The sequence below is a fragment of the Paenibacillus sp. MT86 genome (assembly GCF_058792535.1).
Genome location: NZ_CM179499.1, coordinates 1810001 through 1831762, shown reverse-complemented (window position 1 = coordinate 1831762; position 21762 = coordinate 1810001). Strand labels below are relative to the sequence as shown.

The 21762-nt window shown below is 51.3% G+C and carries 18 protein-coding genes, 11 tRNA genes and 2 rRNA genes (1 of these 31 running past the window's edge); 3 read left to right on the top strand and 28 right to left on the bottom strand.

The window, feature by feature from the left end; all coding sequences use genetic code 11:
* Positions 1–187 precede the first annotated feature (187 nt).
* Positions 188–1486, top strand: coding sequence for a uracil permease (gene uraA / locus AC3RCL_RS07900; protein ID WP_096772933.1), 1299 nt, complete (start codon positions 188–190; stop codon positions 1484–1486).
* Between the two features lie 93 nt (positions 1487–1579).
* On the opposite strand, the gene AC3RCL_RS07895 is transcribed toward uraA, so the two are convergent.
* The 6 genes from AC3RCL_RS07895 to AC3RCL_RS07870 form a co-directional block, all read right to left on the bottom strand.
* A complete protein-coding gene (locus tag AC3RCL_RS07895) occupies positions 1580–2095 on the bottom strand; it encodes an adenine phosphoribosyltransferase (RefSeq protein WP_090912109.1) in 516 nt (171 codons plus the stop codon).
* A 26-nt stretch (positions 2096–2121) separates the two neighbouring features.
* Positions 2122–4524: a single-stranded-DNA-specific exonuclease RecJ gene (gene recJ / locus AC3RCL_RS07890; protein WP_251493454.1), complete on the bottom strand. Its 2403-nt coding sequence runs from the start codon at positions 4522–4524 to the stop codon at positions 2122–2124.
* A 54-nt stretch (positions 4525–4578) separates the two neighbouring features.
* Positions 4579–5544, bottom strand: coding sequence for a cation diffusion facilitator family transporter (locus AC3RCL_RS07885; protein ID WP_015734042.1), 966 nt, complete (start codon positions 5542–5544; stop codon positions 4579–4581).
* A gap of 146 nt (positions 5545–5690) precedes the next feature.
* Positions 5691–6608: a protein translocase subunit SecF gene (gene secF, locus AC3RCL_RS07880; protein ID WP_049788676.1), complete on the bottom strand. Its 918-nt coding sequence runs from the start codon at positions 6606–6608 to the stop codon at positions 5691–5693.
* Positions 6598–7848 carry a protein translocase subunit SecD gene (gene secD, locus AC3RCL_RS07875; protein WP_009592810.1) on the bottom strand — a complete coding sequence of 417 codons (1251 nt, stop codon included), beginning with the start codon at positions 7846–7848 and terminating at the stop codon, positions 6598–6600. Before secD ends, secF begins: the two co-directional genes overlap by 11 nt.
* A gap of 131 nt (positions 7849–7979) precedes the next feature.
* Positions 7980–8237 (bottom strand): post-transcriptional regulator, encoded by a 258-nt coding sequence (locus AC3RCL_RS07870; protein WP_096772930.1) that lies wholly within the window; start codon positions 8235–8237, stop codon positions 7980–7982.
* Between the two features lie 188 nt (positions 8238–8425).
* On the opposite strand from AC3RCL_RS07870, the gene spoVB reads away from it, so the two are divergent.
* On the top strand, positions 8426–10027 hold the full coding sequence (gene spoVB / locus AC3RCL_RS07865) for a stage V sporulation protein B (protein WP_492535110.1): 1602 nt from the start codon (positions 8426–8428) through the stop codon (positions 10025–10027).
* On the opposite strand, the gene AC3RCL_RS07860 is transcribed toward spoVB, so the two are convergent.
* A complete protein-coding gene (locus AC3RCL_RS07860) occupies positions 10024–10809 on the bottom strand; it encodes a YetF domain-containing protein (RefSeq protein WP_015734039.1) in 786 nt (261 codons plus the stop codon). The genes spoVB and AC3RCL_RS07860 overlap by 4 nt on opposite strands.
* 193 nt (positions 10810–11002) lie before the next feature.
* On the opposite strand from AC3RCL_RS07860, the gene AC3RCL_RS07855 reads away from it, so the two are divergent.
* Positions 11003–11392: a TIGR04086 family membrane protein gene (locus AC3RCL_RS07855; RefSeq protein ID WP_015734038.1), complete on the top strand. Its 390-nt coding sequence runs from the start codon at positions 11003–11005 to the stop codon at positions 11390–11392.
* A 118-nt stretch (positions 11393–11510) separates the two neighbouring features.
* Here the strand turns inward: AC3RCL_RS07855 and yajC are convergent, their stop codons facing one another.
* From yajC to AC3RCL_RS07750, 21 genes are all read right to left on the bottom strand, one after another.
* Positions 11511–11819, bottom strand: coding sequence for a preprotein translocase subunit YajC (gene yajC / locus AC3RCL_RS07850; RefSeq protein WP_096772926.1), 309 nt, complete (start codon positions 11817–11819; stop codon positions 11511–11513).
* A gap of 47 nt (positions 11820–11866) precedes the next feature.
* On the bottom strand, positions 11867–13006 hold the full coding sequence (gene tgt / locus AC3RCL_RS07845) for a tRNA guanosine(34) transglycosylase Tgt (protein ID WP_096772925.1): 1140 nt from the start codon (positions 13004–13006) through the stop codon (positions 11867–11869).
* 21 nt (positions 13007–13027) lie between these two features.
* On the bottom strand, positions 13028–14059 hold the full coding sequence (queA, locus tag AC3RCL_RS07840) for a tRNA preQ1(34) S-adenosylmethionine ribosyltransferase-isomerase QueA (RefSeq protein ID WP_096772924.1): 1032 nt from the start codon (positions 14057–14059) through the stop codon (positions 13028–13030).
* A 5-nt stretch (positions 14060–14064) separates the two neighbouring features.
* On the bottom strand, positions 14065–16155 hold the full coding sequence (locus AC3RCL_RS07835) for a SpoIID/LytB domain-containing protein (RefSeq protein ID WP_375121110.1): 2091 nt from the start codon (positions 16153–16155) through the stop codon (positions 14065–14067).
* 63 nt (positions 16156–16218) lie between these two features.
* Positions 16219–17226, bottom strand: a complete 1008-nt coding sequence (gene ruvB / locus AC3RCL_RS07830) for a Holliday junction branch migration DNA helicase RuvB (RefSeq protein WP_009592741.1) — start codon at positions 17224–17226, stop codon at positions 16219–16221.
* A 33-nt stretch (positions 17227–17259) separates the two neighbouring features.
* On the bottom strand, positions 17260–17877 hold the full coding sequence (gene ruvA / locus AC3RCL_RS07825; protein ID WP_009592777.1) for a Holliday junction branch migration protein RuvA: 618 nt from the start codon (positions 17875–17877) through the stop codon (positions 17260–17262).
* Positions 17874–18377, bottom strand: coding sequence for a crossover junction endodeoxyribonuclease RuvC (gene ruvC / locus AC3RCL_RS07820; protein ID WP_009592782.1), 504 nt, complete (start codon positions 18375–18377; stop codon positions 17874–17876). The genes ruvA and ruvC overlap by 4 nt, the downstream gene beginning before the upstream one ends.
* A gap of 211 nt (positions 18378–18588) precedes the next feature.
* The gene (locus tag AC3RCL_RS07815) at positions 18589–19302 is read right to left on the bottom strand and encodes a BofC C-terminal domain-containing protein (RefSeq protein WP_492535105.1); all 714 of its coding nucleotides are present in this window, start codon (positions 19300–19302) and stop codon (positions 18589–18591) included.
* 146 nt (positions 19303–19448) lie between these two features.
* Positions 19449–19522: transfer RNA gene (locus tag AC3RCL_RS07810), tRNA-Pro, on the bottom strand.
* 8 nt (positions 19523–19530) lie between these two features.
* A tRNA-Leu gene (locus AC3RCL_RS07805) sits at positions 19531–19610 on the bottom strand.
* Between the two features lie 39 nt (positions 19611–19649).
* Positions 19650–19726, bottom strand: a tRNA-Arg gene (locus tag AC3RCL_RS07800).
* A 4-nt stretch (positions 19727–19730) separates the two neighbouring features.
* Positions 19731–19805 (bottom strand) — tRNA-Gly (locus tag AC3RCL_RS07795).
* Between the two features lie 41 nt (positions 19806–19846).
* Positions 19847–19922, bottom strand: a tRNA-Lys gene (locus AC3RCL_RS07790).
* Positions 19923–20054: 132 nt separating this feature from the next.
* Positions 20055–20131, bottom strand: a tRNA-Asp gene (locus AC3RCL_RS07785).
* 30 nt (positions 20132–20161) lie between these two features.
* Positions 20162–20238: transfer RNA gene (locus tag AC3RCL_RS07780), tRNA-Met, on the bottom strand.
* Between the two features lie 87 nt (positions 20239–20325).
* Positions 20326–20401: transfer RNA gene (locus AC3RCL_RS07775), tRNA-Val, on the bottom strand.
* Positions 20402–20540: 139 nt separating this feature from the next.
* Positions 20541–20615 (bottom strand) — tRNA-Glu (locus AC3RCL_RS07770).
* Positions 20616–20632: 17 nt separating this feature from the next.
* Positions 20633–20724 (bottom strand) — tRNA-Ser (locus AC3RCL_RS07765).
* 3 nt (positions 20725–20727) lie between these two features.
* A tRNA-Asn gene (locus tag AC3RCL_RS07760) sits at positions 20728–20803 on the bottom strand.
* A 9-nt stretch (positions 20804–20812) separates the two neighbouring features.
* Positions 20813–20929 (bottom strand): 5S ribosomal RNA (rrf, locus tag AC3RCL_RS07755).
* Between the two features lie 202 nt (positions 20930–21131).
* A 23S ribosomal RNA gene (locus tag AC3RCL_RS07750) occupies positions 21132–21762 on the bottom strand; it runs 2415 nt beyond the window's last position.

Genomic DNA, 21762 nt, shown 5'->3' with positions numbered 1-21762 from the left:
CATGTGGAGCGTTCGGTCACTTATAGTATGCCCTTTTCCTGCACGGGGACATCAAAACATGACATGAATTGAATATTTTGACGAACTGTAAAAATTATTGTTGAAAAAACGAACGATTGTATTTAATCTATTAAAGATCGTACGCGAACGGTCCTATATTTAAAGTCCTATAGAGGAGTGAAATGGTTTGCAACGTGAAATTCAAGTAGATGAGAAGCTTCCGTTTGGTCCCGGGTTCCTTCTGAGCCTGCAGCATTTGTTCGCCATGTTCGGAAGCACGGTGCTTGTACCGAACATGTTCGGCGTGGATCCCGGCATGATCCTGCTGATGAACGGTATCGGCACGCTGCTCTACATTTTTTTATGTAAAGGAAAGATTCCGGCGTACCTCGGCTCCAGCTTCGCCTTTATCTCACCGGTGCTGATCGTACTGGCAGGCGATCCGGAAGCCAATTACGGCAAAGCCTTGGGCGCCTTTATCGTGACGGGTATTATCTTCTGTATTGTGGCGTTCATTGTCAAATATGCGGGAACCAAATGGATCGACTTCGTCTTCCCGCCTGCGGTTATGGGTGCCATCATTGCGATGATCGGGCTTGAGCTTGTTCCGGTTGCCGCAGGCATGGCTGGATTTTTGCCGGAAGAAGGGCAATCCATCGATCCTAAAATCATTACCATCTCGCTCGTTACCCTCGGAGTTACGGTGTTCGGGTCCGTCCTGTTCCGAGGCTTCGCCAAAATCATTCACATCCTGATCGGGATCGTTGTCGGTTATGCGCTTTCCTTCGCGCTTGGGGTCGTGGACACGGAGAAAATCGCAAACGCGAAGTTCCTGTCGGGTCCGGAGCTGACAACCCCGGTTTTTGATAGCGGGGCGATCTGGAGCATCATACCGGTTGCGATCGTAGTTATCGTGGAGCACATCGGCCACCTGCTGGTCACCAGCAATATCGTGGGCAAAGACCTTTCCAAGGATCCTGGCCTTCACCGCTCCCTGCTCGGCAACGGTATTTCCACCATCTTGTCCGGATTCGTTGGTTCCACGCCGAATACAACGTACGGTGAAAATATCGGGGTCATGGCTTTGACGAAGGTGTATTCCGTGTTTGTCATCGGAGGCGCCGCCATTATTGCCATTATTCTTTCCTTCTCAGGAACATTTTCCGCCGTTGTAGCGAACATTCCAACACCGGTTATGGGCGGCGTGTCTCTCTTGCTGTTCGGGGTTATCGCAGCTTCCGGCCTTCGGATCTTCGTGGAGCAGAAGGTGGATTTCTCCAAAGCAAGCAACATGATCTTGGCTACAATCGTACTGGTAACAGGAATCAGCGGCGTAACCTTGAAGATTGGCACGGTCGAACTGAAGGGTATGGCATTGGCCACCATCGTAGGTGTCCTAATGGCTCTCCTCTTCAAATTCTTCGAAATTACCGGGCTTTCCAATGAAAAGAATGATGAGCCGCTCGTGGAAAAAACGCCGGATTGAACCGACAACTTTATTGCAAACAGAAAAATGCCCTGAGCTGATTGCTCAGGGCATTTTATTATTTCCCGGGAAAATCAGGAAGAATAGTGTCGTTTACTCGTACTGCATCAACGTAAATACATCGATTCCGTCCAGCTTCGAGCGGCCGTTCAAATCCGTCAGCTCGATCATGAAAGCAGCGCCAACAACGTTCCCGCCCAATTGACGGATGAGGTTAACCGAAGTCGCAATCGTACCGCCTGTTGCAAGAAGATCATCCGCAATCAATACATTTTGCCCTTTCTCGATTGCATCGGTATGCATCGCCAAGCGATCTTTACCGTATTCGAGGTCATATCCCACTTCAATCGTTTCGTAAGGCAGCTTGCCGCTTTTGCGAATGGGCGCGAATCCCACGCCAAGCGCGTAAGCCAGCGGAGCACCCACGACAAATCCACGGGCTTCGGGACCAGCTATCACATCAATTTTGAGATCGGAAACCAAGACCTTCAGTTCCTCGATGGCTTTGCGATATACCTCACCATTCTTCAGCAGTGTGGTAATATCCTTGAAGCTGATCCCCGCTTGCGGAAAATCGGGAATGACACGAATATAATCTTTAAAATCCAAAATAATCTCCTCCTGTATAGTTGCGGTTAAGATACGCCTTTTGTACGGGACGTCATCCACTGGGTTAACTGTTCGGTGCCGGCATGCAGCAGATGCTGCTCCATATCCGCCAAGTCGCTTAATTCCCGGAAGTGACGGGATGCGTCGAGCGGTTTTTTCTCCGGCTTCGGTACAAAGGTAATTTGTCCCTGGTCACGCTGAATGAATGCCAATTCTTCAAAGACATCCAGTACTTTGACCAGCATGCGCGATGACAACGAAGTCTGCTTCTGTAGACGTGCTACGACCTCTTTTTCCGGCATGGGAGCGGACGTCAGTCCAGCGAGTGATACGTACAGCTTCTTAAACTGTTCCCGGTCCGGAATTTGCAGCCGTTCGCGCAGGTTCCGGGTCGGATGTAACATAAATATATTGGGAACGGAATGGAAGGCTGACATGAATGCAGCGAGCTGCTCAGCCGTCTCCGGTACATCCAGTACGAACAAAACGGAAATGTCTTCTTGACTGCCGCTCGCGGCGATTTCATTATCCGGCACGATGCCAGCATTCCTATCATATACCCAAAGGCACATATCATACAATTGACTTTTTATTTCCGGATGTGAATCTTTTGCGTACACCACCGCGGAACGGACAGCCGGGCACCGCAGATGCGGCTCCAGTTCAGCTCTCCACCTCTGGATCTCCCGGATCGGTTCTTTGATCCCGCGGTAATCAAACACCTGCTGATAAGGGGCGCAGATATCCTGAATCATGAGCTGCACTTTACGGCTCCCGTTCCATTCATTGACGGAAAGCTCGCCAAGCACATCCACAACCGAACCCACCGGCAGAATATCGGCAAGATGGCCCCAGCCGAATGAGATCGCATCGATAACCTCCCGCTTTTGCTGCAAACGAAGCTTCAGATGTTTCCCTTCTTTGCCGATCTTGCGGACGTCCTTGATGACAACGTCCCGAAAAACGATCTTCGGTACGGCATTCGCCATGCCGAACGGGCCTAACTGTTCCATCTGTTCCAGAATGGGTACGGATACCTCCGACAAACTGGCTTCCAGGTCCGCTTCGCAAACGGCAATCAGATGCTCTGCTTCGAGCGCATCCTCCGCATATCGATGAAGTCCCTGTTCGAATGCCGCCAAGCGGTCTCGATGGAGGCTCATGCCGGCTGCGGAAGGATGGCCGCCAAAGTGGTCCATGACGTCTTTGCAAGAAAGCAAAGCCGCATAGATATCGAATCCCGGAATCGAACGGGCAGAGCCTTTACAGTTTCCCGTTTCGGGATCAATCCCGAGAATTACAACGGGGCGGTAAAAGCGCTCCAGGATTTTGGAAGCCACGATGCCGACCACGCCGACATTCCAGCCCTCGCCCGCCAGTACGATTACAGGCGGGATCTCCTGCCCTCTCCAGCGGTCTTGAACCATCCCCAGCGCTTCCTGGACGATGTTTTCGACCACTTGCTGCCGATCCTTGTTCAGCCCGTCCAGCTCCCAAGCAAGGCGCTCTGCCTCTTCCCTGTGCTCCGTTGTAAGCAGCGTAACGGCACGGCCTGCATGGTCCAAGCGGCCGCTGGCGTTAATCCGTGGTGCCATGGAGAAGGCCACGTTAACGGCCGTCACCTGCTCTACATGAATTCCCGATACCTCAAGCAAGCTGCGGATGCCTTCATACCGCGTTTTTCGCATCGATTCGATACCGTGCTTCACAAGCACCCGATTCTCCCCCGTGAGCGGCATCAAGTCAGCGATCGTTCCGATCGAAACGATCTGGAGCCATTCCTCCGGCGGGTCACCCACGAGAGCCTGTGCCAATTTGTAAGCCACGCCTACGCCGGCCAGCCCCTTAAAGGGATACGGGCATGTCGGGATCTTCGGATTAATCAATGCATATGCCTCAGGCAGCACCTCAGGCGGTTCATGATGGTCGGTGACGATGACGTCGATGCCAAGGCTGTTGGCATACGCGATTTGCTCGACCGCACTAATCCCGGTATCTACGGTAATCACCAGACTGACCCCTTGCTGATGGGCCCAATCCAGCGCATGATTATGTAAGCCATAACCTTCATTGGATCGGTGAGGGATATAAATATCATAAGATGCTCCCAAATAACGCATCAGATGAATCATCAATGATGTGCTGGAAACCCCGTCCGCGTCATAATCGCCGTAGATCAGAATATGCTCCCGATCCTCCAGCGCTTTGCGGATGCGCGGCACGGCCTCCCGCATTCCCTGCATGAGATAAGGGTCGTGCGTCAGCTCAAACGTTCCATATAAAAATTCCCGGCCATCCTCGGCTGATTGTATCCCCCGGGACGCCATGAGTGAAGCCACGATGGGTGGCAGCGACAAATCATGGGCCAGCCGTTCGGTGATCGTTGACGCTGCCTCTCGTATTCTCCATTCATATTTGGAATACAGCACAGGGATTCACCTTCCTTTTCCTGCCTATTTCCTGCTGTCTTAAAAGCTCCGCCCTTATTGCGGCAGTGTCGGCATATCGTTGTCCATCAAGTCATAGTTCGATTTATACGGGTACCCGGGTTCATAAGGCACAACGTGAACCTTGGCATCCGTAACCTGAATAAATCGATGGGTCAACAGCTTCCGGATTCGCTCGGCAATTTCCTGAGCTTCCAATACGGACGTTCTCGGATTCACGGTGATTTTCACTTCGATGTTCACGTGGCGAATCTGTCCGTATTCTTGAACCTTCAGCTCCTCGATCGTGATCACGCCGTGAACCCGCTGAATCGTATCCATGAACTCGGCTTCGTGTTCATGGCGTTTCTCCTCCGCAAGCGTGCCGTAAACGGAATGAACGATGAGTATATATCCTTTCCGGACCACGAGACAAGCCACGATAAGAGCCGCTATGGAATCCATGTAGAATAGAGGCGACCATTCAAAATAGGAGCCTGCCATGGATAGCGACACGCCGATCAATACCGTTAGCGATGAATATAAGGCAAACCGATGATCAGCCGACAGCATTTCGTACCGGGGATCATGCAGTCTTTTCATCTGCCAGCTTTGATATTGGAATACCGCTTCGTTCACCGCCATCGATATGAAAATTGCAAGGAGCGCCGATGTGGCCGGCGGCTCGAGGTTATCCGATGCCATGGTCTGGATCGCGGATACCGCAATTTGAATGCCGCCCATGATCAATAACACGGCAAATAAGATCGATATGACGGGCTCCGTCGTACTCGAAACGTTCCGTTTGTCCCGCATCGGACTTTTCGTGCCGAATATGCCAAGGCTTGGCAACCGGTCCACCAATAAAGTTACGGCATTCGCCGCAGAATGCAGGGCATCTCCGATGAGAGCCTTGCTGCCGGATAAGTAGCCGGCTATCCCTTTGCACAAGGCTAATGCCAAATCCGTTACAATGCCTGTCCATAGGACAGTCTCCGTATGATTCAAGCGTTCATTGCTCACTTGAGGCCCCCCTCAATGTCACTGTCGATCCTGTACTCGTCATGCTGCCTGCTGCTAACTTTAGAAAGCCGCGTCGCCTGCGACGCGGCTTTCACTTGTATAGGATCTTCTGATATCTGGACTGCAAACGCCCTTCAGCGGTTTAATTAAATTTCGATTTTATCTTTGCTTGGCTTCGGCGAATTCGGCTTATTGCTCACGTTGCGGCCTTTAAGAAGGAGCCACAACGGACTTGCGATAAAGATCGAAGAGTACGCGCCGAATGCCAAACCGATACAAATGGCCAGCGAGAACATCTGGATCGACTCGCCGCCCAAGAGGAGCATGAAGAATGCAGCGATGAATACGGACAAGGCCGTATAGATCGAGCGCCCGATCGTCTGCGACAAACTTTTGTTAACCAGATCCTTGAGATCCGAGACCCTCTTAATCTTCGCAAACCGCAGGTTTTCCCGGATCCGGTCAAAGATAACGATGGTATCGTTGATCGAATAACCAATGATGGTCAGGACGGCGATGATGAATGTCAGGTCCACCTCTAATCCAAGGATGGAGAAGATACTGATGACAACGAAGGCATCATGCAGGAGCGCTACGATCGCTGCAATCGCAAATCGCCATTCAAAGCGGATGCTGACATAAATGATAATCCCGATACAGGAAATCAATACGGCATAAATTGCGTTTCGTCCCAGCTCTTTGGCCATCTCGGGATCAACCGTATTAATTTCGAAGGTTGCCTTCTCGTCCAGCTTCTCGATGCCGGAACGAAGCTTCTGATCCTGATCCTCGGTCAGCACCTCGCTGAATCGGATGTTGACGCGGTCATTACCCGGAGTAACGCTCGCATCCTCCCCGATTCCGGCATCCTCTAATACGGTATTGATTTGCTCCGTAGTCAACGGTTTGGAGAGTGAAATGTCCACGTTCGAGCCGGATTGGAAATCAACTCCGTAGTTAAGACCGCGAGTCAGGAGAAAAACTAAGCCCAAAATCGTAATTACAATGGATAGTACGTAGAAAATTCTGCTTTTGCCTACGAAATCGAAGTTCTTAAAGCTCACGAATGTCACGCTCCTTTACGCCATAATGGCTCGGTTTGCGGGCCCAACCGATATTCACAAGCAGATTGAGCAGGAAACGGGAGAAATAAACGTTCGTGGCAATACTAACGATGATCTCCAAAATCAATACAAGGGCAAAACCTTTTACCGCACCGGTACCGAATCCGAACATGACAGCGGCAACGAGAATCGTCGTCAAGTTGGAGTCCATAATGGCGCGCAGGGAGGATTTACCGCCTGATTTCACTGCAGATGGCACGCTTTTGCCTGTCTTGATCTCTTCCCGAATGCGTTCATAGGTGATAATGTTGGCATCCACCGCCATACCAATACCTAATATAAATGCCGCAATGCCTGGAAGCGTCAACGTAAAGTCAGCCCATACGAAAATAAGGATCAGCAGCCATGTGTGCAAAATAAGTGCGAAACTTGCCAGCAAGCCCGGTACGCGATATCGGATAATCATGAACAGCAAAATCGCGACGGAAGCGATCAGACCGGCTTCTAAAGTTTTTGTAAGAGATTGCATGCCAAGCGTAGCCCCTACGCTCTGCGAATATTTCTCGACCAGCTTCAGCGGCAGGGCGCCGAGATTGATCGTATCCCGGATCTGCTTCGCTTCATCCAGCGAGTAGTTCCCTGTAATTTGCGCGGTACCGTCCGTTAATACGGCTCGTACCGTTGGAGCTGACAGCAATTGGTCGTCCATGAAGATAGCCAGCTCTTGACCGAGAAGACGTTCTGTAATTTCAGCAAACTTCCCTTTGTCCTTCACTTTAATATCTATCATAGGCTGATTAAGCTGGTCATAGGCTACCGATGCGCCGTTCTCGACGAAATCGTCGCCGCGGAGCTCTATTTTACAGAACTCCTCGCCTTCTTTACAGCCGTCATTGCTTCGGAATGTGAGGTTCGCAGGTTCTTTCATTGTTTTTCGAACTTCGGCCTCATCCGTTACGCCCGCCACCTTCAAGCGAATCCGGTTCGCCCCTTCCGGCGTAACCTCAGGCTCCGATGTTCCCATCGCATCCGCACGCTTTTGCAAGCTCTTTGCGGTTTCCTGCAGCGCTTCTTTGGTAACCTGCTGCCCTTCCATCAACGGTTCTGCTTCATAAAGGATTTCGAATCCACCCTTTAGATCCAAACCTAGACGGACGTCTTTCAGCAAGCCTGGAGTTGTAACGGCCATTAAAATAGTGATCACGAGCACGGTTCCGACGAAACTGATAATTCTCTTCATGCCGTCCCTTGTTCCCCCTTTTTACTCAATATTCCTATTATAGCGATGTCATAAAACCCAGTCAATTTATCAAAATTTGTCGGGCTTATGGATGAACCCCTATATCCGCAAGGCAAAAGGGACCTCTTCGATTAATCGAAAGAAGATCCCTTATATGCTGATATTGTCATATAGTTCATCAAGGCTGTTGCTTTCAAGGACAGAATGTCGTTGACCAATTGGTGGAGGGACGGAACGCCTTCCTTTTCGTACTTGCTGCTGACACAGTTCCAAATATCGTCGCTCGTCACATACTCGTACCCAATCAAATGCATTTCCTCAACCTTGCTCAAGCATACCATCTCAATGGTGCTCATCAATTCTTCCTCGCTCATTTGCTCGAGTTCCATGCATATGGCCTCCTCACTGACTCCCTGTTGTCCCTAAGTTACATTCGACATGACATATGGCTTTCCTTCTATTCCTACCATGTCCAGAAAAAAAAGTAAAGTCATCAGATGGGACAGGTAGGGCATATCCATAAGAATAGCCATGTCGTGTCAACGTATTCAGCCTTAACCAGGGAGTGGGATGGACAGTGAACAAGCAATCGTTTATTAAAGGAACGCTGATTTTACTTGCAGCCGGCATATTAAACCGCCTACTCGGTTTTATCCCCCGGATCGCCCTTCCCCGGATCATCGGACCTGAGGGTGTCGGAATTTACCAATTGGGGTACCCCTTCTTTATCGTGCTCGTGACCATCATCACGGGCGGTATTCCGCTAGCTATTGCCAAAATGGTCGCCGAAGCGGAAGGTGCCGGGAAGCCTGATGCTTCCAAGCAAATTCTGCATGTCAGCCTGATGCTGACGATTACGGCAGGTGCCCTCTTCACGGGACTCAGCCTGCTGCTTGCTCCTTGGGTAACCGGCGTGCTTTTGCCGGACGAGCGTGTATATCAAACCTTCATCAGCATGACGCCCATGATGATCATCATTGCCGTTTCGTCGGTCTACCGGGGATATTTCCAGGGCAAACAAAATATGATCCCCTCTGCAAGCTCCTCCGTTATCGAGACGATAGTCCGAATTATTTGCATGTTGTGGTTTGCGCATCTCCTGATGCCCAAAGGCATCGCTTACGGGGCAGCCGGGGCCATGCTTGGAACAGCCGTGGGCGAGCTGATTGGCATGATTGCGCTGCTGCTGCAATATTCCGGCGAGGGCCGAAGAACGAACAAACTTTTACCTAAGCCACAAGAAGCCGTATCTGAAAAAAAAGCGCCGGAAGACTCTTCTTCGAATAAAGGCATCCTGAAGCGGTTATTCGGCATTGCATTGCCTGTAACGGGCGGAAAGATGGTAGGGTCCTTCTCCTACCTGCTGGAAACGATACTGACCAATCGCAGCCTCGCCATGGCAGGTATCGCGACATCCGTGGCCACCGCCCAATACGGCGCTCTGCAAGGCATGATTATCCCGCTCCTGCTATTGCCCGGTGCGTTGACCGTTTCCCTGGCCATCTCCCTGGTGCCTTCCCTATCGGAGGCAGCGGCCCGCAACGACCGGCCTACCATCCATAAGCGAATGAATCAATCCCTTCGGCTGGCTCTTGTCTCGGGAGCTCCGTTTGCCATCATTATGTTTGTCCTGGCTGAGCCGCTGTGCCTGCTGCTCTACGACAACGCCGAGATTAGCGATATGCTCAAAATCATGGCGCCCTTTGCCTTATTTCTGTATGTGCAGTCCCCGCTTCAAGCTGCCTTGCAAGCATTGGACCGCCCGGGACGGGCATTGTTGAATACCTTATTCGGTGCGATCATCAAGATGAGCCTTATCGTATATTTGGCATCCAACCCCGCCTTCGGCATCATAGGGGCCGTCATTGCCATCATCGTTAACAGCATCGCGGTTACATTGCTTCACGGTTTTAGTCTCTCCAGGCTGATCGGCTTTCGCTTCCGCCTGCTCGACTATGTCAAAATCGCTGCCGTCATGATCATTATGGGTGCCTGCGTTCTTTACGGGTATAGACATCTTCCGTTCTCAACGACCCCCTGGCTGCAGTTTTGGACCTCGATCGTGGTTGGCATCCTGGTCTATTTCATCATGATTTTCACGACCAAGCTGGTAACGCCCCGGGATCTGGAACGCGTCCCTGTCGTCGGTACCTGGTTCAACAAGTTTAGCCGCCGCTAGTCCCTGTCTTTGCGGTCGATGTAAATACGTCCTTTATGGTCGATGGAGCATAGGAAGATATCCTTAAAATCCTTGGCTCCGTGGTTTTGAATCTCGTTTTTCAGCCAGAACCTTGTTTTTTCAATCAGTTCAAGGTTTTCGTCCTGCACCTTTCCATCCAATATAAGCGGAATGGGCAGTCCTTCGTACGTAATTTTATCGTATGGAATATCAACAACGGTAGGGTTTCCTGTTTCGGATTTGGCCTTGGATAAAGCACCTGAAGAATGAGTGGAGCTTGAGGCGTTGGAAGAACTTGATGAACTATTCGAGCGGTTCGAACCGTTATCCGCATCTTTTGGAATAACGGTGAGCTGGCCGGAAGTTTCGAGAATCGCAAATTCCACGTCTGCCAAACTGTCGATGTCCTTTCCCCTTAATTGCTGCATCAGATCATCCAGATTGTAGCGAAGCTTTGACATCTCTTTGCGGTGAAGCTTGCCTCGGGATACCAGTATGCTGGGTTTTCCGTCCGCAAACAGCCGTATGCTTCGATTTTTCAGGCCGATGTAGGCAAGTCCTACCTGAATGGCAACCAACACGGCGATAGGAGCTAGTCCGTCCCAAATCGGTTTATGGACATCTTCGAGGACAAAAACGGCGATCTCTGCGATCATGACGGATATGACCAAATCGAAGATAGACAGCTTTCCGATTTCCCGTTTGCCCATGATTCTCATGGTAACAAAGATAACCACATACATCAGAACGGTCCGCAGAATCAGAATAGTCATATGAGACATAAACAATCCCTCCCTAGCTTGTCGAACATTCTCATGTACAGCTATTCTGGCCTGCCGCAGCTCTTCCCATTCGATTACAATTGATTAATTAATGGTAATCCTGCAAAACCCGATGCAAAATGTTCAGTTTGTACTATATGTACAGGCTTGGCCATACAATGGAATTATCAAGATTTGTTAAGGGGGATGATTCATGGAACCGATCCGGCGAGTATTCACTTTCAGGATCACCAATCCGATTCTTTCAGGACTCTTGTATTCTTATTTCTGGATGTTTCTTGGCGCATTGGCGCTATCCCTGCTGCTGTGGGGCAGCGGACTGGCCGAGGATGATTTATCGTTCTACACGTTTCTGGTACATGCCGTCGCGGCCTTTATTGGGGGCTGTGTGAGCGGCAAACGCGCAGGTAACAAAGGCTGGTATTATGGCTGCCTGACCGGGCTGGTATATGGGATTACGCTGCTCGTCATCGGCTTTCTAGCCTTGGATAGTTCTTTGTCACTCGGAGATTTGACGCTGATTGCCACGGTTTTTGCTGCCGGCGCCATCGGGGGAATGTTCGGGGTTAACTTAAAAAAATAAAACCATGCAACGACTTCGGTGCACTTCACGCCCAGTGATAAAAAAACATAGGCCGATTCCTAAAAGGGAGTCGGCCTTTGTTTATAGCGATGACTTTCCATATGTAGGTGAAACGAGATTATGCATCCGTATTCACGCTATGGCTTACCGAGTTGCGGTCGAACGTCAACTTCGTTACGTCGTTCACTTTCAAAACCACGATGTCGTCGGTAATCTCCACGATCGTCCCGTGAAGGCCTCCGATCGTTACCACTTTATCGCCTTTGGACAAGGCGCTAAGCATTGCGTTTCTTGTTTTCTGTTTCTTCTGCTGTGGACGGATAAGCAGAAAATAAAAGATGACGAACATCAGAACGAAAGGCAAAATCAACCCCAAAATGCCTCCGCCCTGACCTTGCGCTGCTGCGAGTTCAACTGAACCAAACATTTCTTTCCCCCCTTTCACAAACTTATCATGATGGCCATGATCTTGCTTTAGAACCCTTTTTCATTATCGTGTAGGCCGTACTTATCAAAAAACTCATCGCGGAAATCAAGCAGACGGTCTTCCATAATACTCTGACGCACGCTCCGCATCAAATTGATCAGGAAATGCAGATTATGATACGTCGTCAATCGCAGTCCGAACGTTTCGTCGCTCTTGATCAGATGGCGCAGATAAGCACGCGAGTAGTTACGGCAGGTATAGCAGTCGCATTCCGGATCCAGCGGTCCGTAATCCCTGGCATATTGAGCATTTCGAACGACAAGACGGCCTTGACTTGTCATCGTTGTCCCGTTGCGGGCGATCCGCGTCGGAAGCACGCAATCGAACATATCCACACCACGAATCGAGCCCTCAATCAACGCATCCGGTGATCCGACTCCCATCAAATAGCGAGGCTTATTGTTCGGCAGCAGGGGCACCGTGTAATCCAGCACTTCATACATAAGCTGCTTCGATTCTCCCACACTAAGTCCACCAATAGCATAACCCGGGAAATCCATGGAAGTCAAATCACGGGCGCTCTGACGGCGAAGATCCTCATGCATGCCTCCCTGCACGATGCCGAACAGGGCTTGGTCCTCCGGTCTGGCATGACTCTTCAGGCAGCGTTCAGCCCAGCGGGAAGTCCGCTCGGTGGATTGTTTGACGTACTCATACTCCGCAGGAAAAGGCGGGCATTCATCAAAGGCCATCATAATATCAGATCCCAGCGCGTTTTGGATCTCCATTGCGACCTCTGGAGAGATGAACAGTTTATCTCCGTTCAAATGCGAACGGAAATGTACACCCTCTTCCGATATTTTTCTCATTTCCGCCAGGCTGAATACCTGGAAACCGCCGCTATCGGTCAATATCGGCCGGTCCCAGTTCATGAATTTGTGCAGTCCGCCTGCTTCCTTCACAATATCATGTCCCGGTCGCAGGAAGAGGTGATAGGTGTTGCTCAAAATAATGTGGGCATCCATCGCTTTAAGCTCTTCCGGGCTCATCGTTTTTACGGTTGCCAACGTTCCGACAGGCATGAATGTCGGCGTATCGATTACGCCGTGGGGGGTGTGCACTCTGCCGAGCCTGGCGCCCGATTGTTTGCACGTTTTAATATGTTCATAAGTAACAGCTGCTGCCATTGTAATAACCAACCTCCGAAATTAATAGATAAACATCGCGTCGCCAAAGCTGAAGAAACGGTATTCTTTGTCAACGGCTTCCTTGTACGCATGCATGATGTGTTCGCGTCCGGCCAGCGCGCTGACCAGCATGACCAGCGTGGATTTCGGCAGATGAAAATTTGTAATCAGCGCATCCACCACGGTAAAAGAGTATCCCGGATAAATAAAAATGCTTGTCCAGCCGCTGCTCTCGCGCAGAGGCTCGCCCTTTAACTGTGAGCCTACCGTCTCCAGCGTTCTGCAGGAGGTCGTTCCTACGGCGATAACCCGGCCGCCGCGCCGTTTCGTTTCATTCAGCAGGTCTGCCGTTTCCTGGGATAGGGAATAGTACTCTTCATGCATGACATGGTCCTCGACCTGATCCACGGACATCGGGCGGAATGTTCCCAGTCCCACATGTAAAGTGATGAAGGCGATGTCCACTCCCTTGGCCCGGATTTGTTCCAGGAGAGCCTCCGTGAAATGAAGGCCTGCCGTCGGCGCGGCTGCGGATCCTTCATGCTTCGCGTATACGGTCTGATAGCGATCGCGATCATCCAGCTTTTCCTTAATATAAGGCGGGAGCGGCATTTGGCCCAGTTCATCCAGGATTTCTTGGAAAATCCCCTTATACGAGAAGGACAAGGTGCGAGCACCCATTTCTCCTTCCTCCTCGATGACCGCCTTTAGTTTCCCCTCGCCAAAGGAAATCACGTTTCCCTTTTTCAGCTTCTTGCCGGGTTTTACGAGTGCTTCCCAACGGTCTTCTCCCATATTCTTCAGCAGAAGGACCTCGGCTTTCGCGCCGGTATCCTCCTTTTCGCCGAATAATCGGGCCGGGATTACCTTCGTATCGTTTAATACGAGCGTATCGCCCGGATTCAGGCTGTCTATGATATCCGCAAACGTCTGGTGGCTTATCTGTCCGCTCTCTTTGTTCAGCGTGAGAAGCCTGGAAGAACTTCGATCCAGCAGCGGCGTCTGCGCAATTAAGTGTTCGGGTAATTCAAAATCATACAAATCCACATTCATGTCGGTCAGTCCTTCGTTATAGTCGTGTTGCGGTAATAGTGTTGGAGTATCTGCTTATAATCATACCCTTCGTCAGCCATTCCTTTGGCACCCCATTGCGACATGCCCAGTCCGTGGCCGAAGCCTTTACCGGTAAATTTAAAGCCCGGAGAGCTTTCGATTACGCGTGCTGTCCCCGTTCCATTCATCACGACGGTGCCGGAGCCTTTGACGTTTCCGTTTCCGCTTCCGGAAATGACGGATACCGTTTGACCGCTCGAAACCGTTGATACCGCACCATTCGCGCTCAATACAGTATAACTTCCGGTCGATTCAATATCAAACAATGTGCTTGGCAGACCGTTAAAAGCCGAGCGGAACATATCCGGATATTTTACGTCCAGCACTTGACCGTTGGCTTTCACCGTGAGGGCCCGTCCGGACGGGCCTCGCTCCGTTACATCCAGCGTAGTAATGGAGGCCGGCAGGCTATTGGCGGTTTTTCCTTTTAAAGTGGCCAGCAATTGATCCGAAGTATAAGGGCCCCGAACCCATTCGAAGCTGTTGGATTCCGCGACTTTGTCCAGGACGACGGCCGTTTCTCCCGGATTCATCTTGCTTACGGGCTCAACGTTCGATTGGATCAGCGGCAGCGGGCGCACGTTGGTATCCTTCGCGGTAACAGTCATATAAGGAAGACCTGCCGATGTTGCATTGCCGGTTTCCTTTACATTGTCCTCACGCACGTAACCCGTAACGCCACTCGGAAGAAGCACATGATACCAAGCTTTAAGCGCGGCCTGGGATGAGGAGTCGCCAGGGCTTTCCACCGCGGCAAACAGATCGTTACGATTGCCCCAGACCTCGGTGGAGTCCGCCGTCATCCCGCCGCTGTTGGAAGAAAACACGGTTTCCACGATTTTGCCGTCTTTCATGACGACTTCGCCATCGGTTGCATCCACTGCCTGAATAATGCTTGGATACTCATAAGCCGTCCCATAATAGGCCTGGCTCAGCGTGGTGTCCACGACATGCGCTACTTCGAATTTATTACCTTGGAAGAGTGCATAGCTGCGCGCTGCCACGGCCTGTGCCTTCAGAGCCTCGGTTCCCCAAGAAGAAGGCACCTCCGCCCCCACGACGGAATATAGGTACTGCTGGAACGGCAATTCGTTGACGAGGTATAATTGACCGTTCTTTTGCCCGATCTCCAAAGCGCCCCGATATGAGCGATCGGATCGCTCCTTCACATTCGTTCCCGCTCCTGACTTCCCATCAACCCGCAGAACGGATTGATTACCTGACAGCATGTAATGTGTCACCTCTTGGGGAGCCGCCAGATTCAGGCTTACGTCACTTCTTATGATAAGACCCGGCGTATTGGCGTTCTGTTCAACCAGGCTGCCGGATACCTTGGCAGCTTCTTTCTTGACGGCAGCGAGATCGGCGGTGTTTGCCGCTTCGCCTACCCATACCTCATAAGCCGAAGTTTCCCCCGACGGCACCATGACATTGAATGCATCCAGACCGGCATCGGCGTACGCCTTACGCACCGTCTCCGCCTCAGTCTCCGATCCGTACGATCCGGCAGACAGATGCAGCGCGCCTTTAACGGCTGGCGTTTGCCCATTCAGATATGCAGCCGCTGTCTTCGCTGTCCGAGCAGCCGCATCCGCGGCCGCTTTTTCTGTACCGTACATGCCGGCGTACAGCTTGTACACCTTGCCATCCGCAAACAGCATCGGTTTGTCACTTGTCGCCTGCAGCTTTTTCGCTGCTTCCGAAGCGGCTTTCCAATCCGTTGTCTCAAGCACCTTAACGCGGTATGTATCCACGCTCATCCGGACCTGCTGGTTCGCAGGGATGCTCATCAGGGTCTGATGAATACCGGAGGCAAGCAGCGATGCGGTCAGAGCCTCGGCGGATTTCAGCGTCACGGCATTGGTTGTCGATTTATACTGGCTTCCCAGATCCAGGAACATCGCAACCCGAATCGTATCTAACGAAGGGGCGGCTGCTTGCACGGCGGGCGCGCTCCATAAGCTTCCGGCAACAGCCAGCGACAAGAGTCCTTTGGTGGTCCAACCGAATAATGATTTCGTCCAGTTCCTATCCATGTATGTCTTTCCTCCTGTAACTAATTGGATATGGTATATGCATAAATGTCATGATTCCTTCAGTTAGCGGCGATCCTCCGGAAAGGGAATGCCTAAATGCTGATAAGCTGTAGGCGTTACGACGCGTCCCCGAGGCGTACGCTGCAAATAACCGATCTGTAGAAGATACGGTTCATAAACATCCTCTATGGTTTGGCTTTCTTCCCCGATGGTTGCGGCAATGGTATCCAGTCCCACAGGTCCCCCGCGGAAGCTCTTGATCATGGCGTTCAGCATTTTGTGATCGATAAAATCCAGGCCCATCGGATCGATTTGGAGCATCTTCAGCGCTTCCTGCGCGATGCTTGGCGTGATCATGCCGTCGCCCCGAACCTGCGCATAATCGCGTACCCGCTTCAAGAGGCGGTTCGCAATGCGCGGTGTCCCCCGAGATCTTAGGGCAATCTCTTCTGCAGCCTCTCCCAATATCTCGATCCCCAAAAGATCAGCATTGCGGGACACAATGTAGCTCAGCTCATCTACCGTATAGAATTCCAAACGGCTTACCACACCAAAACGGTCCCTCAGCGGCGCTGAGAGCAGGCCAGCCCGGGTTGTGGCGCCAATTAGGGTGAACGGCGGAAGATCCAGGCGAACGGAGCGTGCGCTTGGCCCTTTCCCGATCATAATATCCAGCGCAAAATCCTCCATGGCCGGATACATCACTTCCTCCACCGTCCGGTGCAGCCGGTGGATCTCGTCAATAAACAGGACGTCTCCTTCCTGCAGATTGGTCAAAAGCGCCGCCAGATCGCCAGGCCGTTCGATGGCCGGGCCGGACGTCGTCCGCAGATTAACGCCAAGCTCATTGGCGATAATATTGGCCAGCGTCGTTTTGCCAAGTCCCGGAGGACCGTACAGCAGCACGTGGTCAAGCGCCTCGTTGCGCATTTTTGCAGCCTCGATATATACCTTCAAATTTTCCTTTACTTGATTCTGTCCTATATATTCAGCCAAATAACGCGGACGCAGACTAAGTTCGACAGCCTGTTCGTCCATCATCAGATTGGCGGAAATAATTCGATCATCCATCTATATAACTCCTCTCTTGCAGCGATTCTCTATCTATCCAGCGAATAGCTGCTGCAGTGCCCGTTTCATGAGCACATCGACGGATTCGCCGCTTGCGCCGGAATCCTTGATCTTCAGCCAGACTTTATCCAGCTCGCTATCCGTATAACCGAGCGCCTTCAGGCCCTCGCGAGCCTCGGACCATGCCGAGCCGCCATCATCCGATTCCGGCTCCTGGATGGCAAAAAGACCGGTCATCATGCTCGCATTCCCGAAGCCCTCAAGCTTATCCTTAAGATCCAAAATCATGCGCTGCGCTGTTTTCTTGCCGATTCCCGGAAGTTTGATCAAGAAGGATATATTCTCTTGATAGATCGCGGAAACCACATGATCCGGAGATCCTCCGCCGAGTATGCCGAGCGCCACGCGCGGGCCGATTCCCGAGACCTCGATCAGCTTTCGGAACAGCTTCTGCTCCTCCCGCGTCGGAAACCCAAACAGCAGAATGGCATCCTCACGAACGTGATGATGGGTGAAGACCGTCACGGTTCCTTCCGTTTTGGCAAAAGCATACGGATTCGGACAAAACACCCGGTATCCTACGCCTTGAACATCCAGCACAATATATTCACTCTCTAAGTGGACAACTTGTCCCCGTAAAAAATCGATCATTTTCGCAATACCTCATTTAATTTGGAATTAAGTGTGTAGGAATGGGCGTGGCAGATTGCCACGGCCAGAGCATCCGCCACATCGTCGGGCTTTGGGATGCTCTGAAGCTTCAGGAACATCCTGACCATTTCCTGTACCTGCTTCTTCTCCGCCTTGCCATAGCCGACGATGGCCTGCTTAACCTGCATAGGCGTATATTCTGCAATCGGGAGTCCGCGCTGGACCGCCGCCAGTATGAGAACTCCTCTCGCCTGGGATACGGACATCGCGGTGGTCACGTTGCGGTTAAAAAACAATTTCTCGAACGCAACGGCCTCCGGCTCATATTTATCGATAAGCTGCAGCATGCCTTCATACACGTGATGCAGCCTTTCTTCATCCGGTGTATGGGCTTCCGTCTGGATGCAGCCATACTGGACCGGCGTGACTTTGCTTCCAACCTTATCGACAAACCCGAAGCCCACAATCGCAATCCCCGGGTCGATTCCTAAAATGCGCAAACCAATCTCTCCTCTGATGAAGCGAACATATGTATCGTTCTCCCATTATAACAAAAGTTCGGCCTCAATTGAGGAAAAACTTTGATCCGTAATCCACAGTTCTATATCTTCACTGACGGCACCGCCGATGGAACGGCTAAACACCAAAAAACCGCCCGGAAAAATTCCGGGCAGCTGCGGCTTTGGTGATGAAGCGACAAGCATAGACGTTTCAAGGGCTAGGACTCATGACATTTTCGGCCATATCCCGTGCAAAGTCGCTAAAGGTTGACAGTACACTGTTGTACTCTTCCATATCTTGAATTCGAATACCTTCTTCAAGCTGCTGAATCACGTCTTTAGGCAAAGAGGATTCCATCGAGCCGACATCCAGTTGGAAGAAGGTGCGCATGACCTTCTCTTCTTCCGGCGGGCCGTCAAACAACGTTAAGTTCCCGTTGGCATCGATGCTCATATAGGCTTGCCGCTTGCAGGCGGGCGAAAGGTCGGATACGGTTTGCTCGAGCCAAACATTGCCTTTATTATCCAATCGTCCCTGCCATAAAGGATTTTTATTCATCAGTTCATAAATGCCGTCCGCCGTAAGCTTTCCCATATCCTGCTCTTCAATGCCGCAGACATACGTGATGCGGACATGAACATGCTTCTTTCCCTTCGAGGTATTCAGCTTCTGCATGAATTCCCTCTGATCCTGCCTGCGTTCCTCCTGCTTATCATCCTCGATTTGCAGGTATTGCATCGTTTCCACAGCCAGCGGCGTTTCATCGAAAGTAGCGGTGAGCAGCCTCTTCATCTGATCGGTTATATTCTGGCCGGACCATACCATGACACCTACGAGCACTACGATCGAACAAGACCAAATCGCGCGTCTCCAACGTCTCCAACGTTTTCTGAACAGTTTCTTGAAGAAATGAAAAACACTCAAGGTTATCCCCTTCTATTCAATGTTTTTCATATTGTGACCGGGATGCTGTCAAAATATTCAGTTCCGCTCTTGCCGTTGGCATCATTTCTATCCATAACAAAGAAAGATCGCCTTCAGATATACTGAAAGCGATCTTTCGGTTTGAATCGGGATGACACGATTTGAACATGCGACCCCCTGGTCCCAAACCAGGTGCTCTACCAAGCTGAGCTACATCCCGTTAATTAATGCCGGTGAAGGGACTCGAACCCCCACGGTTTCCCTCACGATTTTGAGTCGCGCGCGTCTGCCAATTCCGCCACACCGGCACAAAGAAATTTCATAAGTTAAGCATCTGATTGTAAAAATGGCACGCCCTGAGAGATTCGAACTCCCGACCTTTTGATTCGTAGTCAAACGCTCTATCCAGCTGAGCTAAGGGCGCAAAATGGAGCGGACGACGGGAATCGAACCCGCGACCCTCGCCTTGGCAAGGCGATGCTCTACCGCTGAGCCACGTCCGCAAATATGATATGTATTCCGTTTCCAGCTCTCTTGGTAAAGATGGTGAGCCATGAAGGACTCGAACCTTCGACACCCTGATTAAAAGTCAGGTGCTCTACCAACTGAGCTAATGGCTCTTATTACTAAGAGTTAAAGAATGGCGGAACTGACGGGATACTCTCTCTTCGTTCGAGACTGCGAAGTCTATGCTAACGAAGCTAAGCTCCGACGAACCCAATATGGATTCTCATCCCTGAAGCTAATAAGAATGGCGGAACTGACGGGATTCGAACCCGCGATCTCCTGCGTGACAGGCAGGCATGTTAGGCCTCTACACCACAGTTCCAAGAGGCATTATCGCCATTGCGATATAAATTGGTTGCGGGGGCAGGATTTGAACCTACGACCTTCGGGTTATGAGCCCGACGAGCTACCGAACTGCTCCACCCCGCGTCATTAAAAGGGTTGCTAATATGGGGTCCCCGAAAAGTAATCGGAATTACCTGCGAAGCGTGAGCTTCACTTTATGGGGATGAATTATGGTGGAGGCTGAGGGGATCGAACCCCCGACCCTCTGCTTGTAAGGCAGATGCTCTCCCAGCTGAGCTAAGCCTCCATCTGGATTGTTACATGCATTAAAGAAAGTGGTGACCCGTAGGGGATACTCTCACTTCGTTCGACTGCGAAGTCTATGCTTACGAAGTTATCCTCCGACGAACCGACGGGATTCTCATCCCCTGATGCATTAAAGAAAGTGGTGACCCGTAGGGGATTCGAACCCCTGTTACCTCCGTGAAAGGGAGGTGTCTTAACCCCTTGACCAACGGGCCGTATATAAAGTCCTTGCTGGCGGAGAGAGAGGGATTCGAACCCTCGAGACGCTTTTGGCGCCTACACGATTTCCAATCGTGCTCCTTCGGCCAACTCGGACACCTCTCCGTATGGCTCCCCGAACAGGACTCGAACCTGTGACAACTCGATTAACAGTCGAGTGCTCTACCAACTGAGCTATCAGGGAATATGTACCGCTTGGCGACGTCCTACTCTCCCGGGACCCTTCGGTCCAAGTACCATCGGCGCTGGAAGGCTTAACGGTCGTGTTCGGTATGGGAACGCGTGGAACCCTTCCGCCATCGCCACCAAACGTATATTCAGGATACGGCATCGCCAAATGCCGTGACCATCCTCCTTGCAAGCATAGCTTGTACACTTACAATTCAGTTTTGATCACCTGAAAACTAGATACGAAACGATATTTGCAGCACATTAGAATCCGTAGCATTCACCCGATGTGGTATCGGGGTCCCCAGAAAGTATTCGGCGTTGCTTCACTTTTTGGGGTGATTTTGGATAAGCCCTCGACCGATTAGTATTGGTCAGCTCCATGCATTGCTGCACTTCCACCTCCAACCTATCTACCTCGTCGTCTTCAAGGGGTCTTACATACTGGGAAATCTCATCTTGAGGGGGGCTTCACGCTTAGATGCTTTCAGCGCTTATCCCGTCCGTACGTAGCTACCCAGCCATGCTCCTGGCGGAACAACTGGTGCACCAGCGGTACGTCCATCCCGGTCCTCTCGTACTAAGGACAGCTCCTCTCAAATTTCCTACGCCCACGACAGATAGGGACCGAACTGTCTCACGACGTTCTGAACCCAGCTCGCGTACCGCTTTAATGGGCGAACAGCCCAACCCTTGGGACCTACTTCAGCCCCAGGATGCGATGAGCCGACATCGAGGTGCCAAACCTCCCCGTCGATGTGGACTCTTGGGGGAGATAAGCCTGTTATCCCCAGGGTAGCTTTTATCCGTTGAGCGATGGCCCTTCCATGCGGTACCACCGGATCACTAAGCCCGACTTTCGTCCCTGCTCGACTTGTAGGTCTCGCAGTCAAGCTCCCTTATGCCTTTGCACTCTTCGAATGATTTCCAACCATTCTGAGGGAACCTTGGGGCGCCTCCGTTACTCTTTAGGAG